This window comes from Flammeovirgaceae bacterium SG7u.111 (assembly GCA_034044135.1).
GTDB lineage: Bacteria > Bacteroidota > Bacteroidia > Cytophagales > Flammeovirgaceae.
This window is the reverse complement of record CP139021.1, coordinates 3,950,124-3,967,268: the sequence shown is the minus strand read 5'-3', so window position 1 is coordinate 3,967,268 and position 17,145 is coordinate 3,950,124. Positions and strand designations below refer to the sequence as shown.

Below are 17,145 nucleotides of genomic sequence, written 5' to 3'. Positions count from 1 at the left end.
CGAATAAAAAAGGAGAGAACGGCTAACCGTCTCTCCTTTTTTATGCTGAACAAAGGTTGGTATCAACCAGTGTTTCTCATTGCACCAGCAATTGCATTTACGCTAAGCAGCAGGTTCAAGTTTGCCTTTTCGGCCTCGGCTATGTTTCCACTTGCCTTGAACTCCCTCCATCTTTTCAGCATTTCTACTTGGAAAAGGTGTAAGTTGAACATTGCATTTTCCCTCAAAGTACTTGAGTAATAGTGATTTACTCTCCTTTCTTTAAAAGGCTTTTCCAATATCAAATCGAGCATCTTGCGAGTCTTCTTCAGTTCTTTCAGGAACAAGTTAAGAACCGTGGTTCTTACTTCCTCGTCTTCTACCAAAGAAGCATAAGCTTTCATTATTTCCTCGTTTGTGGCCATTAGGCTAGTATCCACGTTGGTGAGTACATAACGGATAAATGGATCATAGTTAGTGGCTTCTTTGAACCTAGCGAAGTCGTCTGGCTTGTCTTTCATGAATTTTTCAAGCGTTGAGCCTAAGCCATACCAGCTTGCCATGTTGAACCTCGATTGGCTCCAGCTAAATACCCATGGAATAGCCCTCAAGTCTGCAAGAGTTCTTTTACCACTTCTTCTCGAAGGCCTCGATCCTATTTTGGTAGACTCAATGGCATCGATAGGGGTAGCTTCACTGTAGAACTTAATGAAATACTCGTGTTCTATGAGTTTGGTATAATGTTTTTTACTTTCTTGCGCCAGCTCATCAAGGATAGCTTCAAACGGATGGTCTTCTTTTTTGGTGAACTTATGGGCAATACTTACTCCAGCTGCACCAGCTACCAGCATTTCCATGTTGTAAGAAGCATTTATTTTGTTCGCATATTTTTGGGCAATAGTTTCGCCTTGTTCTGTAAGCCTCACGTCACCGTTGATGGTAGAGTGGGGAAGTGCTCTCAAGAACCAATGCGTAGGTCCTGAACCACGGCTAATTGTACCGCCCTTGCCATGGAAGAAACGGATGTGAACTCCGTGTTTTTCACCTATCTCCGCAAGCTCTTGTTGCGCTTTGTACAAGTTCCACTGGCTGGCCAAAATACCACCATCTTTGTTGCTATCGCTATATCCGATCATCACCTGCTGAACAGGTTTTAGATCTTTATTTACCATTTTCTGGTATTCCAAGCTTCTTTTGGTACAAGGGTGGCTCAAGAATTCATCTAAGATCTCTGGGCTGTTCCTCAAATCTTCAATAGTTTCAAAAAGAGGGACTACAGGAAGTTTGCATACAACACCTTCTTCGGTATGGAATGTAAGACCACCTTCTCTTGCAAGTAAATAGACCGTGAGCAAGTCAGAAAGGCTACGGGTCATGCTGACAATAAGTGAACCGATAGCTTCAGGGCCATATTTGTCAATATGCTCAGTCAATACATTGTAGCAGCTAACTACTGCAGCAGCATTTTCATCTAGCTTAGTTTTGCTATGTGTAAATGGTCTGTTGGAAGAAAGCTCTGTGTTTATGTAATTTATGCGTTGGTGTTCTTTCCATTCCAAATAAAGCTGTCCGTTCATAGAAGCAGCATTCATCAACTGGGACATTGCCTTGTCGTGGAAAGAGCTATTTTGCCTTATATCAACTTTTGCTAAGTGAAAACCAAATGTCTGTACAATTCGGATTACCTCATTCACATCGGTATTTCCCAGCGTAGTAGCTCCGTATTTAAAGAGAGAGCTTTGTAGGATATTCAAGTCGTTTAAAAGCTCTTCGGAGTACTTGTAGGTAGTTTCGTCCTCAATAAGTTCAACTGCATGTTCTTTTCTGGTATCAAGTGGAAGCTTGGCTATCATGAGGTTTACAAATTGCCTAAATACTTCGCCTTCATTTCTTGAATAGGCCTTTTGACCACTAGGCCCAAGTTCTTCAATTATTTCATCAATGCGTTTTCTCAGATCAAAATCAGCATAATTGTAGTGAAGAGAGAAACTCAATTTTTTCACTAGGCCGATCAAATGTCTTCTTATATTGATAAAAGCATTTAGCCTGAAGGATGCAAGCGTTTCTCTGGTAACTGTATCGGTAACCAATGGGTGCCCGTCTCTGTCGCCACCTACCCAGTCTCCAAAACTGATTTTGGGCATCGAGTTAGCATTTTCGATAAGCTTCGGGTCAAAGCCTTGTTCTTCCCAGGCTTGTGCCAACCTTCTGTCCGTGATCTTGATCACCTCAGGGAATACATTCACCAAGTAGTGCATGATATTCCTTAGCTCGGAGGCAACATCTGGTTTTTCTATGTAAATCTCACCTGTTCTCCACAAACGCTCTATCACTAATTTTATCTCCCTGCGGATTTCTTCATGCTCTATGCGGGTAAACATTTTGTTTTCCCTTTGTACTAACAAAAGGTACAGCATTCTATGGTGCTCCAGTACTGTTGCGCGTTTGGCTTCGGTAGGGTGGGCTGTTAGGACTGGCTCTACTTTTACATGCGGGAGGTATTCGGCAATTTTTTTCTCTGGAATGCCCATATCTTTGAGCATTTTGAGGTTTTGAGCCCAAAGTCCGTTTACAGCAGCCATCGATTTGTTGTTCTCGACCGACCTTCTGTTTTGTACTGCACCATTTACTTCCACCATGTTCAATAGCTGGAAAGCAATAGAGTATACTTGGAGGTGTTTGTCGGTGAACTCGACTAGTTGGGTTTTCTCTTGGTCGTTTATCCAAGGAATAACTTCTGCCAACGCAGGTTCTCCGCCATCTATCAAAATTTCACGAAAACATTCTAATAGAAATTCAAGGTCTTTGTAAGGTTTCCCTAATATTTTTTTTACGGTAGCTAAAGTCTCCATTAATTTATTCGTCTTTTTTTGTTGGTTTATTTTTGAGTTTAAAAAGTGCAGAGCAAAAATATGATTTCACTCACACTTTCATAATGAGGTTAATACTTAGTTTTGATATATAATTATCAAAGATTAACTTTGAGCCGCTTTTGGAATTTCATAGCAAAGCTATCATATTCATTAGTACTTTTTTTATAGAAGAATATTTTTTTTGAGATTTTCTAAACTAACCACTCATTTTTTTACAAACCTCTTACTTTACCTTATTTAATAAAAAATATAAATTATTCATGTTATGATGGAATTTTTTCAGCAAAACCTTTTGATGATTTACATCTTGATTTTTGCAATTTACTTGGGAATGGAAGTGATTTCCAAAGTGCCGACTGTATTGCATACGCCACTAATGTCCGGTGCCAACGCAATTAGCGGTGTAGTGATTATCGGAGCTATTATATTGATTAGAAAATCAGAACCTGATGCCTATTTCCAACTTGTTTTGGGCTTTTTAGGAATTGCCTTGGCCATGGTAAACGTAGTTGGTGGCTTTGCTGTAACTGACAGGATGCTTGATATGTTCAAGAAAAAGAAAAAGTAACCCTTGAAATTTCATCCTTATTCTGCCAAGAAAGAGGTATAAGAAGTGGAGCTTTTACTTGATGACGAATAAGTTATCGGCAATTTTCACCCAGTTTAATTTTTGATTAAAAACTTTTTACCAAATCAATATGTCTGATTTTTACGATATACTCACAGAATACGCATACCTTTTTAGTATTGTATTGTTTATAGCAGGTCTAAAAAAATTGAGCCACCCAGAGTCTGCCAAGAAAGGAAACTTGATTGCGGCGGCAGGAATGGGGCTTGGTATTGTGGTTTCACTTATCACTCCTATAGAAGGAGCATCTAATAATTACTTGTGGATAGTTGGCGGTATGCTTGTAGGTGGGGCTGTTGGCTACATTGCCGCAAAAAGAGTTAAGATTACAAAAATGCCTGAAATGGTATCCCTCTTCAATGGATTGGGTGGAGCCTGCGCCATGTTGATTTCCTTTGTAGAGATTAACAATATGGATACCTTGGCTTCAGGTCAAGGTGCAATTTCTTTGTTTGCCCTTTTCATAGGTAGTATTTCATTTACTGGTAGTTTGGTTGCTTATGGCAAGCTGGACGGCTTCTTGAGAGATTCGTTGGTATTGCCAGCCCCTCAGATCATCAACGGTGTTTTGCTGTTGGGAACTATTGCTTTTGGTATTTACCTAGCGATGTTGCCTGAGGTTAGCTTAGGTCTTTTAATAGCTTTCTTGGGTATTTCATTGCTTTATGGTTTTACTTTTGTAACGCCAATTGGTGGTGGCGATATGCCCGTTGTGATTTCATTATTGAACTCGTTCACAGGTTTGGGTGCAGCGGGAGCTGGTCTGATTTACGGCAACCAAGTGATGTTGGTAGGTGGTATTTTGGTTGGAGCTTCGGGTACAATCCTAACCGTTTTGATGTGTAAAGCAATGAACCGCTCGCTAGTGAGTGTAGTAATTGGCGGATTTGGCTCGTCGGGAGCAGCAGCAGCAGGTGGTAGAGACGAAGTGGTGAAAGAAGCGAGACATGCCGATTTGGCTATCCAGCTGAAATATGCCCAAAAGGTAATGATCGTCCCTGGTTATGGTTTGGCTGTTGCCCAAGCGCAGCATACGTGCCATGAGCTTGAAACTATGCTAGAAGAAGAAGGTGTTCAAGTGAAATTTGCCATCCACCCAGTAGCAGGTAGGATGCCAGGTCATATGAACGTGCTCTTGGCGGAAGCAGATGTGAGCTATACCAAGTTGCTTGAGCTTGAAGAAGCGAACAAAGAAATGCCTACGGTAGATATGGTATTGGTAATTGGGGCGAACGACGTAGTAAACCCTGCGGCAAAAGAAGATCCTGCCAGCCCGATTTACGGCATGCCTATTTTGGATGTAGAGTTGGCTAAAAACGTCACCGTATTGAAAAGAAGTATGAGTGCAGGTTATGCAGGTATTCAGAACCAACTTTTCTTTGGAGATAAAACAAAAATGCTCTTTGGAGATGCAAAAGCGTCGTTGCAGAAGTTGATTGAAGAAGTTGGCAATGCTTAGAAACTATTGTTATTTCTAAAATTGGGCTTTGAACAAGACATCCCTTGACTTGTTCAAAGCCCTTTTGGGTGAAACTTAAATCAGCTTCTACTTCAATATCTAATTTAGTTCCTATAGTCCAAGGGTGGTTTCATGTCACCTAGTAGAGCCTCATATTTAAAGCCTTCACCTGTTTTTTCGTTCAATTCTTTTTTTGCCTCCTCAAGTACTTCAGGGTTATTGAAAAGGTCATAAGCTGTTAATGTTAAGGTTTTTGCGGCTACGATCATCCCTTTTTTTCCTATCGACATTCCTCCAGCTGCAACTGCCTGCCAGCTATGCGCGGAAGTTCCTGGCACCCAAGTAGCAGTGCCTAAACCAGCTGTAGGGACAACCCAACTGATATCTCCAACATCTGTAGAGCCTCCTCCGCCTTTTCTTGGCTCAAATCCCATGATTTTAGCAGCATTTTCCAATGGTACTTTTTTGCTACCAAACGATTCGGCTATCTTTTCAGCAAAAGCAATTTCGGCATCGTTGTAATGAACGCCGCCTACGCTCACTAAGTTATCGTACATCTTCTTAGCTAAAACTGTATTTGGCAAGAGGTTATATACTCCGTGAATTATTTCGTAGTCCATTTCAGTTTCTGTCCCCAAAGCAGCTCCTTCAGCAGCTTTTACCACTCTTTCCCACATGTCTTTCACTTCTTGGATCTGCGGGTGCCTTACATAATAATATACCTCGGCAAAGGCTGGAACTACGTTTGGAGCTTCGCCTCCGCGTGTAATTACATAATGGATCCTTGATTTTTCATCAACGTGTTCTCGCATCATGTTCACCATCATATTCATAGCCTCTACAGCATCTAAGGCCGAGCGACCTCTTTCTGGTGAGGCGGCGGCATGGGCGGCCGCTCCATAAAATCTGAACTTAGCAGATTTATTAGCTAATGATGAACTCGGGCTTGCTCCATTTCCAGAAGAGGGATGCCAATGTAAAACAGCGTCTACATCGTCAAACAGCCCTTCTCGAACCATATATACCTTGCCAGCTCCGCCTTCTTCGGCAGGCGTACCATAAAAGCGAATTGTGCCGGAAGTGCCAGTGCTTTCTAACCAGTTTTTGATGGTAATACTAGCAGCGGCAGAAGCGGAGCCAAATAAATGATGGCCGCAAGCATGACCTGCTGCTTGTCCTTCTATGGGGGTTGGTACTGGTACAGAATCTTGAGCTACACCTGGAAGGGCATCGTATTCCCCTAAAATGCCGATTACGGGCTCTCCGCTTCCCCAAGAGGCTACAAAAGCTGTAGGGATTCCTGCAATGCCTTTCTCAATGGTAAAACCGGCTTCTTCTAACGTGTTGCTCAATAATGCAGCACTTTTCTTTTCCTGATAGCCCATTTCGGCATAGCCCCAAATTTTAAGCGCCATCTCAGCATATTTTTCCTGATCTTTCTCAACCGCTGCGAGCAAAGCATTTTTGTCCTTCTGCACTTTTTTACTCTGTGCACTAGTCGATTGAAAAATGCCTAGTAAAATACTTAGGCATACTGTTTTAATAAAAAGTTGTCTCATTTGTTTTTAAATAATTGTGGTTTAACTTTTAGCTTGACCAAGCTGTAGAAATCATATGCCCCAATTACCTTTGAAATAGGTGTATTTTCAATAGTGGAAATTTCTGGACTTTTGAATTCAGCTTGAATGTGTAGGTGAGTTCTGGCGAGGTGAAAATATTTGCAGAAAAGTGATTGACACTTTTTGGGTTAAGAAAACAAGTGTTTTGTTTCTTGCCTAACTAAAGTTATGATAATCCTAGTCGTTTTTGAAATTTATATCAGAAAATGTTCAATAAAACAAGCACCCATTCAAATTTACATGATGTTTTTGATTGGGTGCTTAAGTAAAACTTCAATAAACTTCCTCTTAGAGGCAGTTATTAACCTAGCTTCTTTTCGAAATGCTGGGTAAGAATTTCAAAGTCTTCCACGGAGAGCTGCTCAGCCCGCAAGTCCATAAAAGGAGTGGTTTCATCTATGGGGAAGCCAAGTGATTTTAAGGAGTTTCGTAGCGTTTTTCTTCGGTTGTTGAAGCCTTGCTTTACTACTTTCTTAAATAATTTTTCGTCACAATCTAAGGCTTGCCTGTCGTTTCGTTTGAGGGAAATGACCGCAGATTGTACCTTAGGAGGTGGGATGAAAAGGTGCGGGGGGACGTTGAACTCTACTTGTATATCATAGTATGCCTGCAAAAGGATACTTAGGATTCCATTGGTTTTCTTGCCGGGTTTAGAGGCTATGCGGTCGGCAACTTCTTTCTGTATCATCCCAACTAGCTCAGGGACTTTATCTCTGTTTTCCAAAACCTTAAAGAAAATTTGAGAAGAAATGTTGTAAGGGAAATTACCAATTATTCCTACAGGCTGGTCAAAAGTTTCTTCGAGGTTGATCTTCAAAAAATCTCCAATAAAAATAGAATCGGGTACTTGGTAATTTGTTTTGAGATAAGCGATAGACTCCATGTCTATTTCGCTTAAGGTCAGTTCAATGTCTTTTTTCTCTAGCAAAAATTTGGTAAGCACGCCGGTGCCTGGCCCTATTTCCAGTAGCTTTTTATAGCCCTTGTGGTAGGTGAGGGATTCCACTATATTTTGAGCTACGGAATCATCATTCAAAAAATGTTGCCCTAAATGTTTTTTTGCCTTTACGTATTTCATTAATTTTTGGGAATGTTCAAAAAGGGATTTGGAAAAACGGCTGGTTTAGATGAATTTAATATGAAATCACTTAGTTTTGATATCTTTAGAAATCCTCCTAGTCAATATGCTTTACCAACCCTTACGATAGTTGACGAATGGGCAAAGGTAATTGATTTTTAAGCATCCACATTTTATTTGGGTGATTTGGCTAGGAAAAAATGATTTCGCACGTAGAAAATAACAGATAATCTAATAACAGAGAATAGAGATATGGAGAAGCAGGCAGGCAAAAAGCCTAAAATTGGCATAACGATGGGCGATTTTAACGGAGTAGGCCCTGAGTTGATAGTTAAACTGATGAGCGGCAATAAAATCACTTCTTTCTGTACCCCCATTATTTACGGTTCGGGAAAAGTTCTTACCAAATACAAAAGGTTGTTGGAAATAGAGCCTTTTAACTACCACCAATACAACAAAAATAGCTACATAAACGACCGAAAGGCAAATGTTATAAACTGCTGGAGCGAGACGTTGGAAATAGAACCGGGTAAGGTGACGGAGTTAGCAGGGAATTCTGCGTTGGCAGCTCTCCAAAAATCTTCTGAAGATTTGAAGTCTGGTTTTATTGATGCTGTGGTAACATGTCCTATCAACAAAGACAATATCCAAAGTGAGGATTTTGCATTCCCAGGCCATACGGAGTATTATACCCAAACATTTGAGGCAGAAGAAACGCTGATGCTCATGTGCTCCGACGAGTTGAAAGTTGGGGTAGTGACAGGTCATATTCCTTTGAAAGAAGTTACCTCACAGATTACAAAGGAGTTGATTTCTACTAAATTGAAAATCTTACTCAAGACACTCAAGAAAGATTTTGGCATTCAGAAACCCCGTGTAGCTGTTTTGGGACTGAACCCTCATGCAGGTGAAAATGGTTTGCTAGGCAAAGAAGATCAAGAGGTGATTGCGCCAGTGATAAACGATTTTAAGAACAGGGGAAACTTGGTGTTTGGTCCATTTCCAGCAGATGGTTTTTTTGGGAGCTTTTCTTTCAAAAAGTACGATGCAGTTTTGGCGATGTACCACGATCAAGGCCTTATTCCTTTTAAGGCACTTACTTTTGACAAAGGAATAAATTATACAGCAGGGTTGCCAATTGTTCGGACTTCACCAGGACATGGTACGGCGTATAGCATAGCTGGCAAAGGGTTAGCTAGCGAAGTTTCCTTGCGGGAGGCGATTTATTTTGCCGTAGACATTGTAAAAAGTAGACAAGAAATGGTAGAGAGCCAGATTAGGGTCAAAGTAGACACGAAAGGAAAAAAAGTAGATGCTTAGCCTTGGGCAAAATTATCTTATAAAGCAAAAGAGAAAGGCTCCCAAACTATGGGAGCCTTTTCTGTTATTTTGAGAAGTTCAAAATTGTTTTTTCAATAATATCGCAACACTCGTGTAACTCGGCTTCGGTAATAACCAAAGGTGGGGCAAAGCGGATGATGTTTCCGTGAGTTGGCTTGGCTAATAAGCCATTTTCTTTGAGTTTTACGCAAATGTCCCAAGCAGTGCTGCTGGTTTCTTCATCGTCAATCACTATTGCATTGAGCAAGCCTCTTCCTCGTACAAGCTTCACAAAATCAGATGTATCAACCAACTGTTGCATCCTTTCCCTAAAGACCATTCCTAGCTTGTAAGCATTTTCAGTCATGTTTTCATCCTTAAGCACTTCTAAGGCTGACATGGCTACTTTGCAAGCAAGTGGATTTCCACCATAAGTAGACCCGTGTTGCCCTGGCAAAATGGTCATCATGACCTCATCGTTTGCCAAGATAGCCGAAACAGGTAGCACACCACCAGAAAGGGCTTTGCCCAAAATCAAAATATCAGGCTTTACATCTTCATAGTCGCAAGCAAGCATTTTTCCTGTTCTTCCAATTCCTGTTTGCACTTCGTCGGCAATGAAAAGCACATTTTTGCTTTTGCATAACTCGTATGCCTTTTTGAGGTAACCATCATCTGGAACTACAACGCCAGCTTCGCCTTGAATGGGCTCTACCATGAAGCCGGCAACATTTGGATTTTCTAAAGCTTTTTCCAACGCTTCTAAGCTGTTGTAAGGAATTAGCTCGAAGCCGGGCATGTATGGTCCATAATCTTCATAGCTTTCAGGGTCGGTAGAAGAAGAAACTGCGGCTAGCGTCCTGCCCCAAAAGTTTCCATTGGCAAATAGGATAACCGCCTTCTCTTTCTCAACACCTTTTACTTTGTAAGCCCATTTGCGGCAAAGTTTGATGGCAGTTTCCCCACCTTCTACGCCCGTGTTCATGGGAAGTACCTTGTCGTATCCAAAAAACTCAGTGATATATTTTTCGTATGGTCCCAGAATGTCGTTGTGGAAAGCCCTAGAGGTAAGCGTAAGCTCAGCAGCTTGGTCGGCAAGTGCTTTAAGTATAGTTGGGTGGCAATGCCCTTGGTTTACAGCAGAATAGGCTGACAAGAAATCGAAATATTCCTTCCCCTCCACATCCCATACTTTCACCCCTTTTCCTTTAGAAAGAACTACTGGTAGCGGGTGGTAGTTATGTGCCCCATACTTGCTCTCCATCTCAATGAGTGCTTCTGAACTAGTTTTAGTTTCGATCATAAATGTTGTTTTTGCTGTTTATATATGGTTGTTTGAAAAAATATGACCCCTTTAATTACTCATTGCCATGAGTAAGTCATGCTGTGTAATGATATGGATTTTGTTCGAATTATCCCTAACTAGTAATGCCGGATTTTCCTTGTTGATCAAAGAAGAAAGTGTATCTACCGTGTTGTCTAGGGCTACAAAGGTAAAAGGAGTATCCATAATTTCCTTCACTTGTTGGTTCCTAAGTTCAGGGTTTTCAAGTAGCAAAGCGAGGATTTTGGAATCGGTAAGGCTGCCGACAATTGTCTGCATTGCGCTATCGCTTACGGGTACTTGGGAAATACCTGAGATGTGCATTTTCTTTATTGCATCACCAACTGTCGAAGTTTCTGAGATGGTCACCAAGCGTTCGCCGTTTCTTCTGCTAATAATGTCCTTTGCCGTTTCAAACTCTCTTTCTTCTATGAATCCATGGTTCTTCATCCAGTCATCGTTGTAGATTTTATTGAGGTATCGAGTGCCGTGATCGGGTAAAATTACGACCATTACATCGTCTTCCTTCAAATGCTCTTTGGCGTATTCCAACGCTCCAAACATAGCAGATCCGCACGACCAACCCACAAAAAGCCCTTCTTCTCGGGCAAGTTTGCGGGTCATAATGGCTGCATCTTTATCGGTTACTTTCACGAAGGTGTCTATCAAATCAAAATTTACATTTTTTGGCAAAATGTCTTCACCTATTCCCTCGGTGAGGTAAGGGTAAATTTCAGTTTCATCAAACTCACCTGTCTCTTTGTATTTTTTGAAAACAGAGCCATACGAGTCTATCCCCACTGAAATCACCTTAGGGTTTTGTTCTTTCAAATACTTCGAGACGCCGCACATGGAGCCTCCAGTGCCTACACCTGCGACGTAGTGTGTGATTTTCCCCTCGGTCTGTTCCCATATTTCGGGACCGGTGCTTTCGTAATGCGCTACCGTGTTGGAAAGGTTATCGTATTGGTTGGGGTAGAAGGAATTTGGGATATCTCTATTGAGCTTTTGGGCGACGGAATAATAGGAGCGAGGGTCGTCTGATGAAACATTGGTGGGGCAAACAATTACCTCTGCTCCCACAGCCCTCAGGATGTTTATTTTTTCTTGAGATTGCTTATCCGCCATTGTGAATATGCATTTGTAGCCCTTGGCTATAGCGGCAAGGGCTAGCCCCATTCCTGTATTTCCCGATGTACCTTCTATGATGGTTCCTCCCGGTTTTAAGTCGCCTCTTTTTTCGGCATCTTCTATCATTTTGAGCGCCATTCGGTCTTTCATAGAGTTGCCAGGGTTAAAATATTCAACTTTTACCAAGATTGTTCCCTTTACCTCTTTCGCTAATTTGTTGATTTTGACCATTGGGGTGTTGCCTATGGCTTCTATGATGGAGTTATAGTAGTTCATGTCTAAATATTCAGTTTTTTAATGCTATGATGTGTTTGTTATTTGAGATTATGATTAAATGGTTGTAAATGAATTGTTTATGCTTGGTCGAGCCATTTTGTTATTCCTTTCAAGAACATATGTTTTCTCATGTTGGAGTCTTTTGGTTTCTTTAGTAAAATAACAGTATTTGGAGGCGAGAGTTCGATATTTTATTGTATTATTTTTATAAGATTCGAATCATATTGATGAGCTAATGCAAACGTGTGCGATATAGATAATCGGTTAGGAATGTTTGTAAGAAGTTTCTTAAAATAGAACAAAAAAGCTACCTTTGCAGATATTTTTTGTGTCTAGAAGGTAATGAAAATCTTTAGGTTAACTGTAAATAGGGCAGTTTTTATAATTGGAGAAACTTTTTTGAAATGTCACCGTCTTATAGACTATTAGAAAAGTTATATTTTTGATTGTATCCTTACTATTTTTATTACTTTTTTCAGTTTTATGTTTCTAGGGATTTAATTATTTCAACCGTAAACTAAATAACTATGGCGGCAGAGCAGCAAAGGTATTCCAGAGAGGAATTAAAGGAATTTGAAGAGCTATTAATGGCGAAGATTGCAAAAGCAAAGAGCGAATTACAGCATTTGAAAGAGTCTATAACTCATTCGGATACGGGTTCGGACTCAAACCACTCAAGCACGAAGACACTCGAAGATGGTGCAGATGCTTTGGAAAAAGAGCAGCTTAACCAACTTGCGGCAAGAACAATGAAGTTCATGAAGCAAAACGAGGATGCCTTGATTAGGATCAAGAACGGTACTTATGGTATTTGTATAGATACCGGAAAGCTTATTAGAAAAGAAAGATTGAGAGCTGTGCCTCATACTCAACACTCTATTGACGCTAAACTGAACAGGAATAAGTAAATATTACTAATCAACCTTTGGCTTTGATTTTTAGAAGGAGCTTTCTTCTTCTCTAGAATCGTATGCCTTAAATTTTAATGATTTGGATTATCTTCAAAAACACTTAGAAGCACTTATTTTCTGTTCTCCACAGCCAGTAAAAGCGGTAGAGATGCAAAATTGCATGTCTGAAATGTTTGATACGGAAGTGCCTATAGAAGATATAGAAAAGTCGGTGGAGCTACTAGGACAGAAGTATGCTTCCGAAGAATTTGCCATGGAAATTGTGAAGGCAGGCGATGGGTTTCAGTTCATGACCAAGCCTGCTTACCAAGCAAGTATCGGTGTTTTGCTCAAGCAAAAATCGAAAAGGAAACTGTCGTTGTCTTCCCTAGAAACGCTTTCTATCGTTGCCTACAAACAACCTGTAACCAAATCTCAATTGGAACAAATACGGGGCGTGAACTGCGATTATGCCATTAAAAAACTGTTGGAAAAAGGCTTGCTCGAAATTAGGGGCAAATCCGATGGGGTAGGGCGTCCTATGCTCTATGGCACATCACCTAAGTTTTTGGAGTATTTTGGAATCAACAATGTAAATGAACTTCCTGTGCCCAAAGATTTTGAAGAAGACGATAATGAAATAGGCAAAACCGAAGAATGATTTTGCCTATTTACAAACTGAAAAAAAAATCAGGTTTTTCCTAAATCCCGCTTATATCTTCTGCCTTATCAAAAAGCTTTAAGGCTTCTATTACTTCGTTATCAAACTGGTTGTACACCTGATAAAACCCTTCGTCTTTCCATATGGCTCTCGCCACAAATGCTTTCAGGTAATTTTCAATATATCCTTTGGAGATCAAGAATTGCGTATCGTTGTAAGGAACGCCTGAGCTAGCTGAAAAAGCTACAAAATCGCGCATGATGTTTTCATTAATATACATTTTTTGTTTGAACTTGTGTAAGCCCATTTCAGTAAGTTCCTCACGGTGTTCTGCGGCATAGTTATAAGCATATTCCCTCAATAGGTTTTTGGAAATCAGTTTGTTGAGATATGTAGAGTAGTAGCTCGTATCTTGGGGAATAAAGAAATCTGGCATAATTCCACCTCCTCCGTAAACTGTTCTACCTTTTGAAGTTGCATATTGATTTTCTGTGTCTTGTATTATAGAGTCTTTGTTGAAAAGCTCACCATGTGCATAGCGTTGTTGAATTTCGTGGGAATAGTCAGTGCCATCTCCATACGGTTTTTGGATAGACCTTCCACTAGGTGTGTAATACCTAGAAATCGTTAAACGTAAGGCGGAATTATCGTCCAATCTGATTTCCCTTTGTACTAGCCCTTTGCCAAATGATCTGCGCCCTGCTATTAAAGCTCTGTCATTATCTTGGAGAGCTCCTGCTACTATTTCCGAAGCACTTGCACTGTTTTCATTGATCAAGACGACAAGCGAACCTGCTTCAAACAACCCTTTTTTGCTAGCATTTGCCTCGTCGTCGAATTGCGTTCCTTGTCCATCTGTATAGACAATAAGCTGGCTACCAGCCAAAAATTCATCTGCTATGCTAATGGCCTTGTCCATATAACCACCTAAGTTATCCCTCAAATCGAGGACAAGCCTACCCATGCCTTGGTCAACAAGTTTTGAAAGAGCAGATTCGAATTCATCGTAGGTCTTTGCCCCGAACCTCGTTACTTTTATGTAGCCTGTTTTCTCATCTATCATGTAGCCTACTTCAACAGTAGTGGTTGGGATTTTATCCCTTTTTATGGTAAACGAAAGAGGTTCTTCCATTGCCCTTCTCTTTATTTTTACTTCAACATTTGTCCCTTTTTTGCCCCTAAGTTTTTCAACTACCTTTCGGTTGTTCACATTTATGCCGGCAAGGTTTTCTCCATCAACTTCCAAAAGTTTGTCTCCTGGTTTAAGCCCTGCTTTTTCGGAAGGTCCTTCTGGGAGCACAGCAACTACGTTGATTGTATCTTTAAAAATATTGAACTCGATACCTATTCCTTCAAAGTCACCCTGAAGAGGTGCGTTGGCCATGTCATAATCTTTTGCAGGTATATAAGCTGTGTGTGGATCGAGCTTGGTAAGTACTTCTTCAATGGCGTGCTCGGTGAGTTCATCAAGGTCAACCGTGTCTACATAGTATCGCTCAATGTATCCAAGTACATCTCTGAATTTACCTGCATTGCTATTGATCTCGCCAGATGTTGGGGCAGAAGAACTAAACCAATTTGCACCAAGGTAAATCCCAATGCAAATGGCAATTGACAATAGAAAAGGTAGCCTAATGATGTAATTGGAGTTATTTGGTTGTTTTTCTCTCATATAAATATTCTATTAACTTTGGTCAGCTGTACTTACCGGATTAGTCTTGTTGAGGTGTATTAAACACAAATCCTTGTTCTTCAGCCCTTTCTTCAAAATCAAGCTCAACATCAAGTAAATACATGAAATGCTTTCTATCAATATATACTTCGAAATTCTGTATCTGGTATATTTTATCTTCATCATTCGCCTTGTCAAAGCCAATAAAAAACCCTGCTCCGCCGCAACCGCCGCCTCTTACGCCAACTCTTAACCCATAGTTTTCAGGGATTTTCTTACTGTTGACTATGTTTGCTACTTCGGTGATTGCTCTTTCTGTTAATTTTATTGGTATCAAGGATGTTGTTGTTTCCATGTGATATTGTTAGTTTATATTACGGCAAACATGAGTAAAGCAAAAGCTAAGAAAACCTTAAGCCTTTTTGCTTGCCAAGCAATTGGTTTAAAGCCACATTATCTCCCAATGCTTATGGGTATGCCTGTGCTTAACTTTATGAAGCTTGCCATTGTTTGCGTGAAAATTCTCCGAAAGGTGACTTTACACTGGTTATTAAAAACATTTTTAGTTTTTTAAAAATAGATTTTTTAAGGGTAAAAGTTCAGAGAAATTCTGTAAATGGTCAAAATAATAGAATGACCAACGTGCAAATTGCTTCGAAATAAGACGGTATTAATAGCTAGGGAATGATCGAATTTTTAAATTTGCCCCAATCAAATGAACAACCATAAAGGATAAGGAATGAAAAACGATAACGTATTTGTAGATTGTGAAGTAGGAAGGTTGAGGAAAATAATGGTACATAGCCCAGATGACGGCTTGGGGAAAATCATCCCTGCAAAAGCACAAGATTGGCTTTTTGAAGATATCCTACACCTCGAAACATTGCGAAAAGATGAATACGACCTCTATACGAAGCTTTTGCTTTATTTTCTCGATCCCGAAAAAGCTAAACAAGTGGAAGGGGTCGATAAAAATGACAGGAGTTGTTTCAACCCTGAACACCCCAATTATTTCAATTCCGATAAAGTCCTAGAACCTCAGTTTTTACTGTCTCAAATTTTAGAAGACGATTCGGTAAAAAAGAAATTGGTTGCATCGGTAGTAGCGCATGAGCGTATTTCTTATAAAATGCAAGAGCAGCTGCTGGAGCTTAAGCCAGTTCAGTTAGCAGCGGTATTGGTTTCAGGGATTATGCCTGATCAACGAATGATCTTCCCACCCGTTCCCAACTTTATTTTTACCCGTGACATAGCTGTGGTAGTGAACGATCATGTGCTACTGACTAAGCCTGCTACAACTGCGCGGAGTAGGGAAGGGATTTTGTCAACCTATATATTTTTCAATCATGTAGCATTTAAAGAAATGCGCGATAGGGTAATTGAAGTCTCAAACAGTGAAGATTACTTCCTTTTTGATGCGGAGGAACGTAAGTTAAAAACGGTTTCCGTGGAAGGTGGAGATGTGATGATGGTTGCTCCAAACCATCTGCTCATAGGTTGTAGCGAAAGGACAACGTTGCACGGGACTAGTGTAGTAATCCAAGAACTTTTTGCCAGAAATGTAGTCGATAAGGTTTCGGTGATCAAAATACCGAATACTAGAGCTTTCATGCATATCGATACAACTTTTACCCAAGTAAAAAGAAACATGTGGGTGCTGTTTGCCCCATTTTCCAAGAGTGGAACTGCTTATGGGAAGCAACACTTAATTCCTGAGCTAGGAGAGCCAGTTGAGCCTTTTTCTTTGGAAATAATTCAAGTAAGCAAAGACAATCCTCATACACCTAAGAAGTTTTTCCATTTGGAAGATTTGCTGGATGATGTGAGCCAAAATGACTTAGGCAGTACCGAGAAAACAGAATTTATACTATCGGGAGATGGGGAATTTCCGTTTGTGCAGCGTGAGCAATGGACAGATTCCTGTAATGTGCTTGCGCTAAAAGAAGGTGTCGTGATTGGGTACGATAGGAATAACCGAACGGCGGATGCTTTTAGGAAAAAGGGTTTTGATGTTATTCATGTAAATGATTTGCTGAAGGAATTTGAAGAAGGCGTAAGGAAGCCTGATGACGTGGAAAATACGCTTATATTATTGACTTCAGGGGAACTTTCTAGAGCGAGAGGTGGGTCACATTGCATTAGTATGCCATTGTTGAGAGATTCGTTCTTTTAGGAGGGGCAGAAATTATTAAATAAAAAAGGGAAAAGCTTCAAAAAGCTTTTCCCTTTTTTGTC

Annotated in this window: 14 protein-coding genes; 7 read left to right on the top strand and 7 right to left on the bottom strand. The window is 40.4% G+C overall.

The features are described 5' to 3' along the window. Nucleotides 1-62: 62 nt before the first annotated feature. Nucleotides 63-2,831, bottom strand: coding sequence for a phosphoenolpyruvate carboxylase (locus R9C00_15485; GenBank protein WPO33105.1), 2,769 nt, complete (start codon nucleotides 2,829-2,831; stop codon nucleotides 63-65). 286 nt (nucleotides 2,832-3,117) lie between these two features. On the opposite strand from R9C00_15485, the gene R9C00_15480 reads away from it, so the two are divergent. Further along, the gene (locus tag R9C00_15480) at nucleotides 3,118-3,420 is read left to right on the top strand and encodes an NAD(P) transhydrogenase subunit alpha (protein WPO33104.1); all 303 of its coding nucleotides are present in this window, start codon (nucleotides 3,118-3,120) and stop codon (nucleotides 3,418-3,420) included. Between the two features lie 130 nt (nucleotides 3,421-3,550). Next, nucleotides 3,551-4,939: an NAD(P)(+) transhydrogenase (Re/Si-specific) subunit beta gene (locus R9C00_15475; protein ID WPO33103.1), complete on the top strand. Its 1,389-nt coding sequence runs from the start codon at nucleotides 3,551-3,553 to the stop codon at nucleotides 4,937-4,939. A gap of 104 nt (nucleotides 4,940-5,043) precedes the next feature. Here R9C00_15475 and R9C00_15470 read toward each other — a convergent pair whose 3' ends face one another. Continuing rightward, nucleotides 5,044-6,498, bottom strand: coding sequence for an amidohydrolase (locus R9C00_15470; protein WPO33102.1), 1,455 nt, complete (start codon nucleotides 6,496-6,498; stop codon nucleotides 5,044-5,046). 361 nt (nucleotides 6,499-6,859) lie between these two features. Next, nucleotides 6,860-7,636 (bottom strand): 16S rRNA (adenine(1518)-N(6)/adenine(1519)-N(6))-dimethyltransferase RsmA, encoded by a 777-nt coding sequence (gene rsmA / locus R9C00_15465; protein ID WPO33101.1) that lies wholly within the window; start codon nucleotides 7,634-7,636, stop codon nucleotides 6,860-6,862. 252 nt (nucleotides 7,637-7,888) lie between these two features. On the opposite strand from rsmA, the gene pdxA reads away from it, so the two are divergent. After that, the gene (pdxA, locus tag R9C00_15460; GenBank protein ID WPO33100.1) at nucleotides 7,889-8,956 is read left to right on the top strand and encodes a 4-hydroxythreonine-4-phosphate dehydrogenase PdxA; all 1,068 of its coding nucleotides are present in this window, start codon (nucleotides 7,889-7,891) and stop codon (nucleotides 8,954-8,956) included. Nucleotides 8,957-9,020: 64 nt separating this feature from the next. Here pdxA and rocD read toward each other — a convergent pair whose 3' ends face one another. Both rocD and R9C00_15450 read right to left on the bottom strand, forming a co-directional pair. Further along, nucleotides 9,021-10,259 carry an ornithine--oxo-acid transaminase gene (rocD, locus tag R9C00_15455; protein WPO33099.1) on the bottom strand — a complete coding sequence of 413 codons (1,239 nt, stop codon included), beginning with the start codon at nucleotides 10,257-10,259 and terminating at the stop codon, nucleotides 9,021-9,023. A 51-nt stretch (nucleotides 10,260-10,310) separates the two neighbouring features. Then, on the bottom strand, nucleotides 10,311-11,687 hold the full coding sequence (locus R9C00_15450) for a cystathionine beta-synthase (protein ID WPO33098.1): 1,377 nt from the start codon (nucleotides 11,685-11,687) through the stop codon (nucleotides 10,311-10,313). A gap of 527 nt (nucleotides 11,688-12,214) precedes the next feature. On the opposite strand from R9C00_15450, the gene R9C00_15445 reads away from it, so the two are divergent. Both R9C00_15445 and scpB read left to right on the top strand, forming a co-directional pair. After that, on the top strand, nucleotides 12,215-12,595 hold the full coding sequence (locus R9C00_15445; protein ID WPO33097.1) for a TraR/DksA C4-type zinc finger protein: 381 nt from the start codon (nucleotides 12,215-12,217) through the stop codon (nucleotides 12,593-12,595). Nucleotides 12,596-12,677: 82 nt separating this feature from the next. Further along, a complete protein-coding gene (gene scpB, locus R9C00_15440; GenBank protein ID WPO33096.1) occupies nucleotides 12,678-13,238 on the top strand; it encodes an SMC-Scp complex subunit ScpB in 561 nt (186 codons plus the stop codon). A 40-nt stretch (nucleotides 13,239-13,278) separates the two neighbouring features. Here scpB and R9C00_15435 read toward each other — a convergent pair whose 3' ends face one another. Together R9C00_15435 and R9C00_15430 are read right to left on the bottom strand one after the other, a co-directional pair. Next, nucleotides 13,279-14,910 carry a S41 family peptidase gene (locus tag R9C00_15435; GenBank protein WPO33095.1) on the bottom strand — a complete coding sequence of 544 codons (1,632 nt, stop codon included), beginning with the start codon at nucleotides 14,908-14,910 and terminating at the stop codon, nucleotides 13,279-13,281. Between the two features lie 40 nt (nucleotides 14,911-14,950). Beyond that, nucleotides 14,951-15,265 carry an iron-sulfur cluster assembly accessory protein gene (locus R9C00_15430; GenBank protein WPO33094.1) on the bottom strand — a complete coding sequence of 105 codons (315 nt, stop codon included), beginning with the start codon at nucleotides 15,263-15,265 and terminating at the stop codon, nucleotides 14,951-14,953. A gap of 30 nt (nucleotides 15,266-15,295) precedes the next feature. Here R9C00_15430 and R9C00_15425 point away from each other — a divergent pair, with 30 nt between their 5' ends. Together R9C00_15425 and R9C00_15420 are read left to right on the top strand one after the other, a co-directional pair. Then, complete coding sequence (locus R9C00_15425; protein WPO33093.1) at nucleotides 15,296-15,484, top strand: hypothetical protein; 189 nt, start codon at nucleotides 15,296-15,298, stop codon at nucleotides 15,482-15,484. A gap of 165 nt (nucleotides 15,485-15,649) precedes the next feature. Continuing rightward, on the top strand, nucleotides 15,650-17,083 hold the full coding sequence (locus tag R9C00_15420) for an arginine deiminase family protein (protein ID WPO33092.1): 1,434 nt from the start codon (nucleotides 15,650-15,652) through the stop codon (nucleotides 17,081-17,083). The last annotated feature ends 62 nt before the right edge of the window (nucleotides 17,084-17,145 follow it).

Bases quoted from the DNA above. Each gene is read 5' to 3' on its own strand.
- R9C00_15485 (WPO33105.1), bottom strand. From the start codon at position 2,831: ATGGAGACTTTAGCTACCGTAAAAAAAATATTAGGGAAACCTTACAAA.
- R9C00_15480 (WPO33104.1), top strand. From the start codon at position 3,118: ATGATGGAATTTTTTCAGCAAAACCTTTTGATGATTTACATCTTGATT.
- R9C00_15475 (WPO33103.1), top strand. From the start codon at position 3,551: ATGTCTGATTTTTACGATATACTCACAGAATACGCATACCTTTTTAGT.
- R9C00_15470 (WPO33102.1), bottom strand. From the start codon at position 6,498: ATGAGACAACTTTTTATTAAAACAGTATGCCTAAGTATTTTACTAGGC.
- rsmA (WPO33101.1), bottom strand. From the start codon at position 7,636: ATGAAATACGTAAAGGCAAAAAAACATTTAGGGCAACATTTTTTGAAT.
- pdxA (WPO33100.1), top strand. From the start codon at position 7,889: ATGGAGAAGCAGGCAGGCAAAAAGCCTAAAATTGGCATAACGATGGGC.
- rocD (WPO33099.1), bottom strand. From the start codon at position 10,259: ATGATCGAAACTAAAACTAGTTCAGAAGCACTCATTGAGATGGAGAGC.
- R9C00_15450 (WPO33098.1), bottom strand. From the start codon at position 11,687: ATGAACTACTATAACTCCATCATAGAAGCCATAGGCAACACCCCAATG.
- R9C00_15445 (WPO33097.1), top strand. From the start codon at position 12,215: ATGGCGGCAGAGCAGCAAAGGTATTCCAGAGAGGAATTAAAGGAATTT.
- R9C00_15435 (WPO33095.1), bottom strand. From the start codon at position 14,910: ATGAGAGAAAAACAACCAAATAACTCCAATTACATCATTAGGCTACCT.
- R9C00_15430 (WPO33094.1), bottom strand. From the start codon at position 15,265: ATGGAAACAACAACATCCTTGATACCAATAAAATTAACAGAAAGAGCA.
- R9C00_15425 (WPO33093.1), top strand. From the start codon at position 15,296: ATGAGTAAAGCAAAAGCTAAGAAAACCTTAAGCCTTTTTGCTTGCCAA.
- R9C00_15420 (WPO33092.1), top strand. From the start codon at position 15,650: ATGAAAAACGATAACGTATTTGTAGATTGTGAAGTAGGAAGGTTGAGG.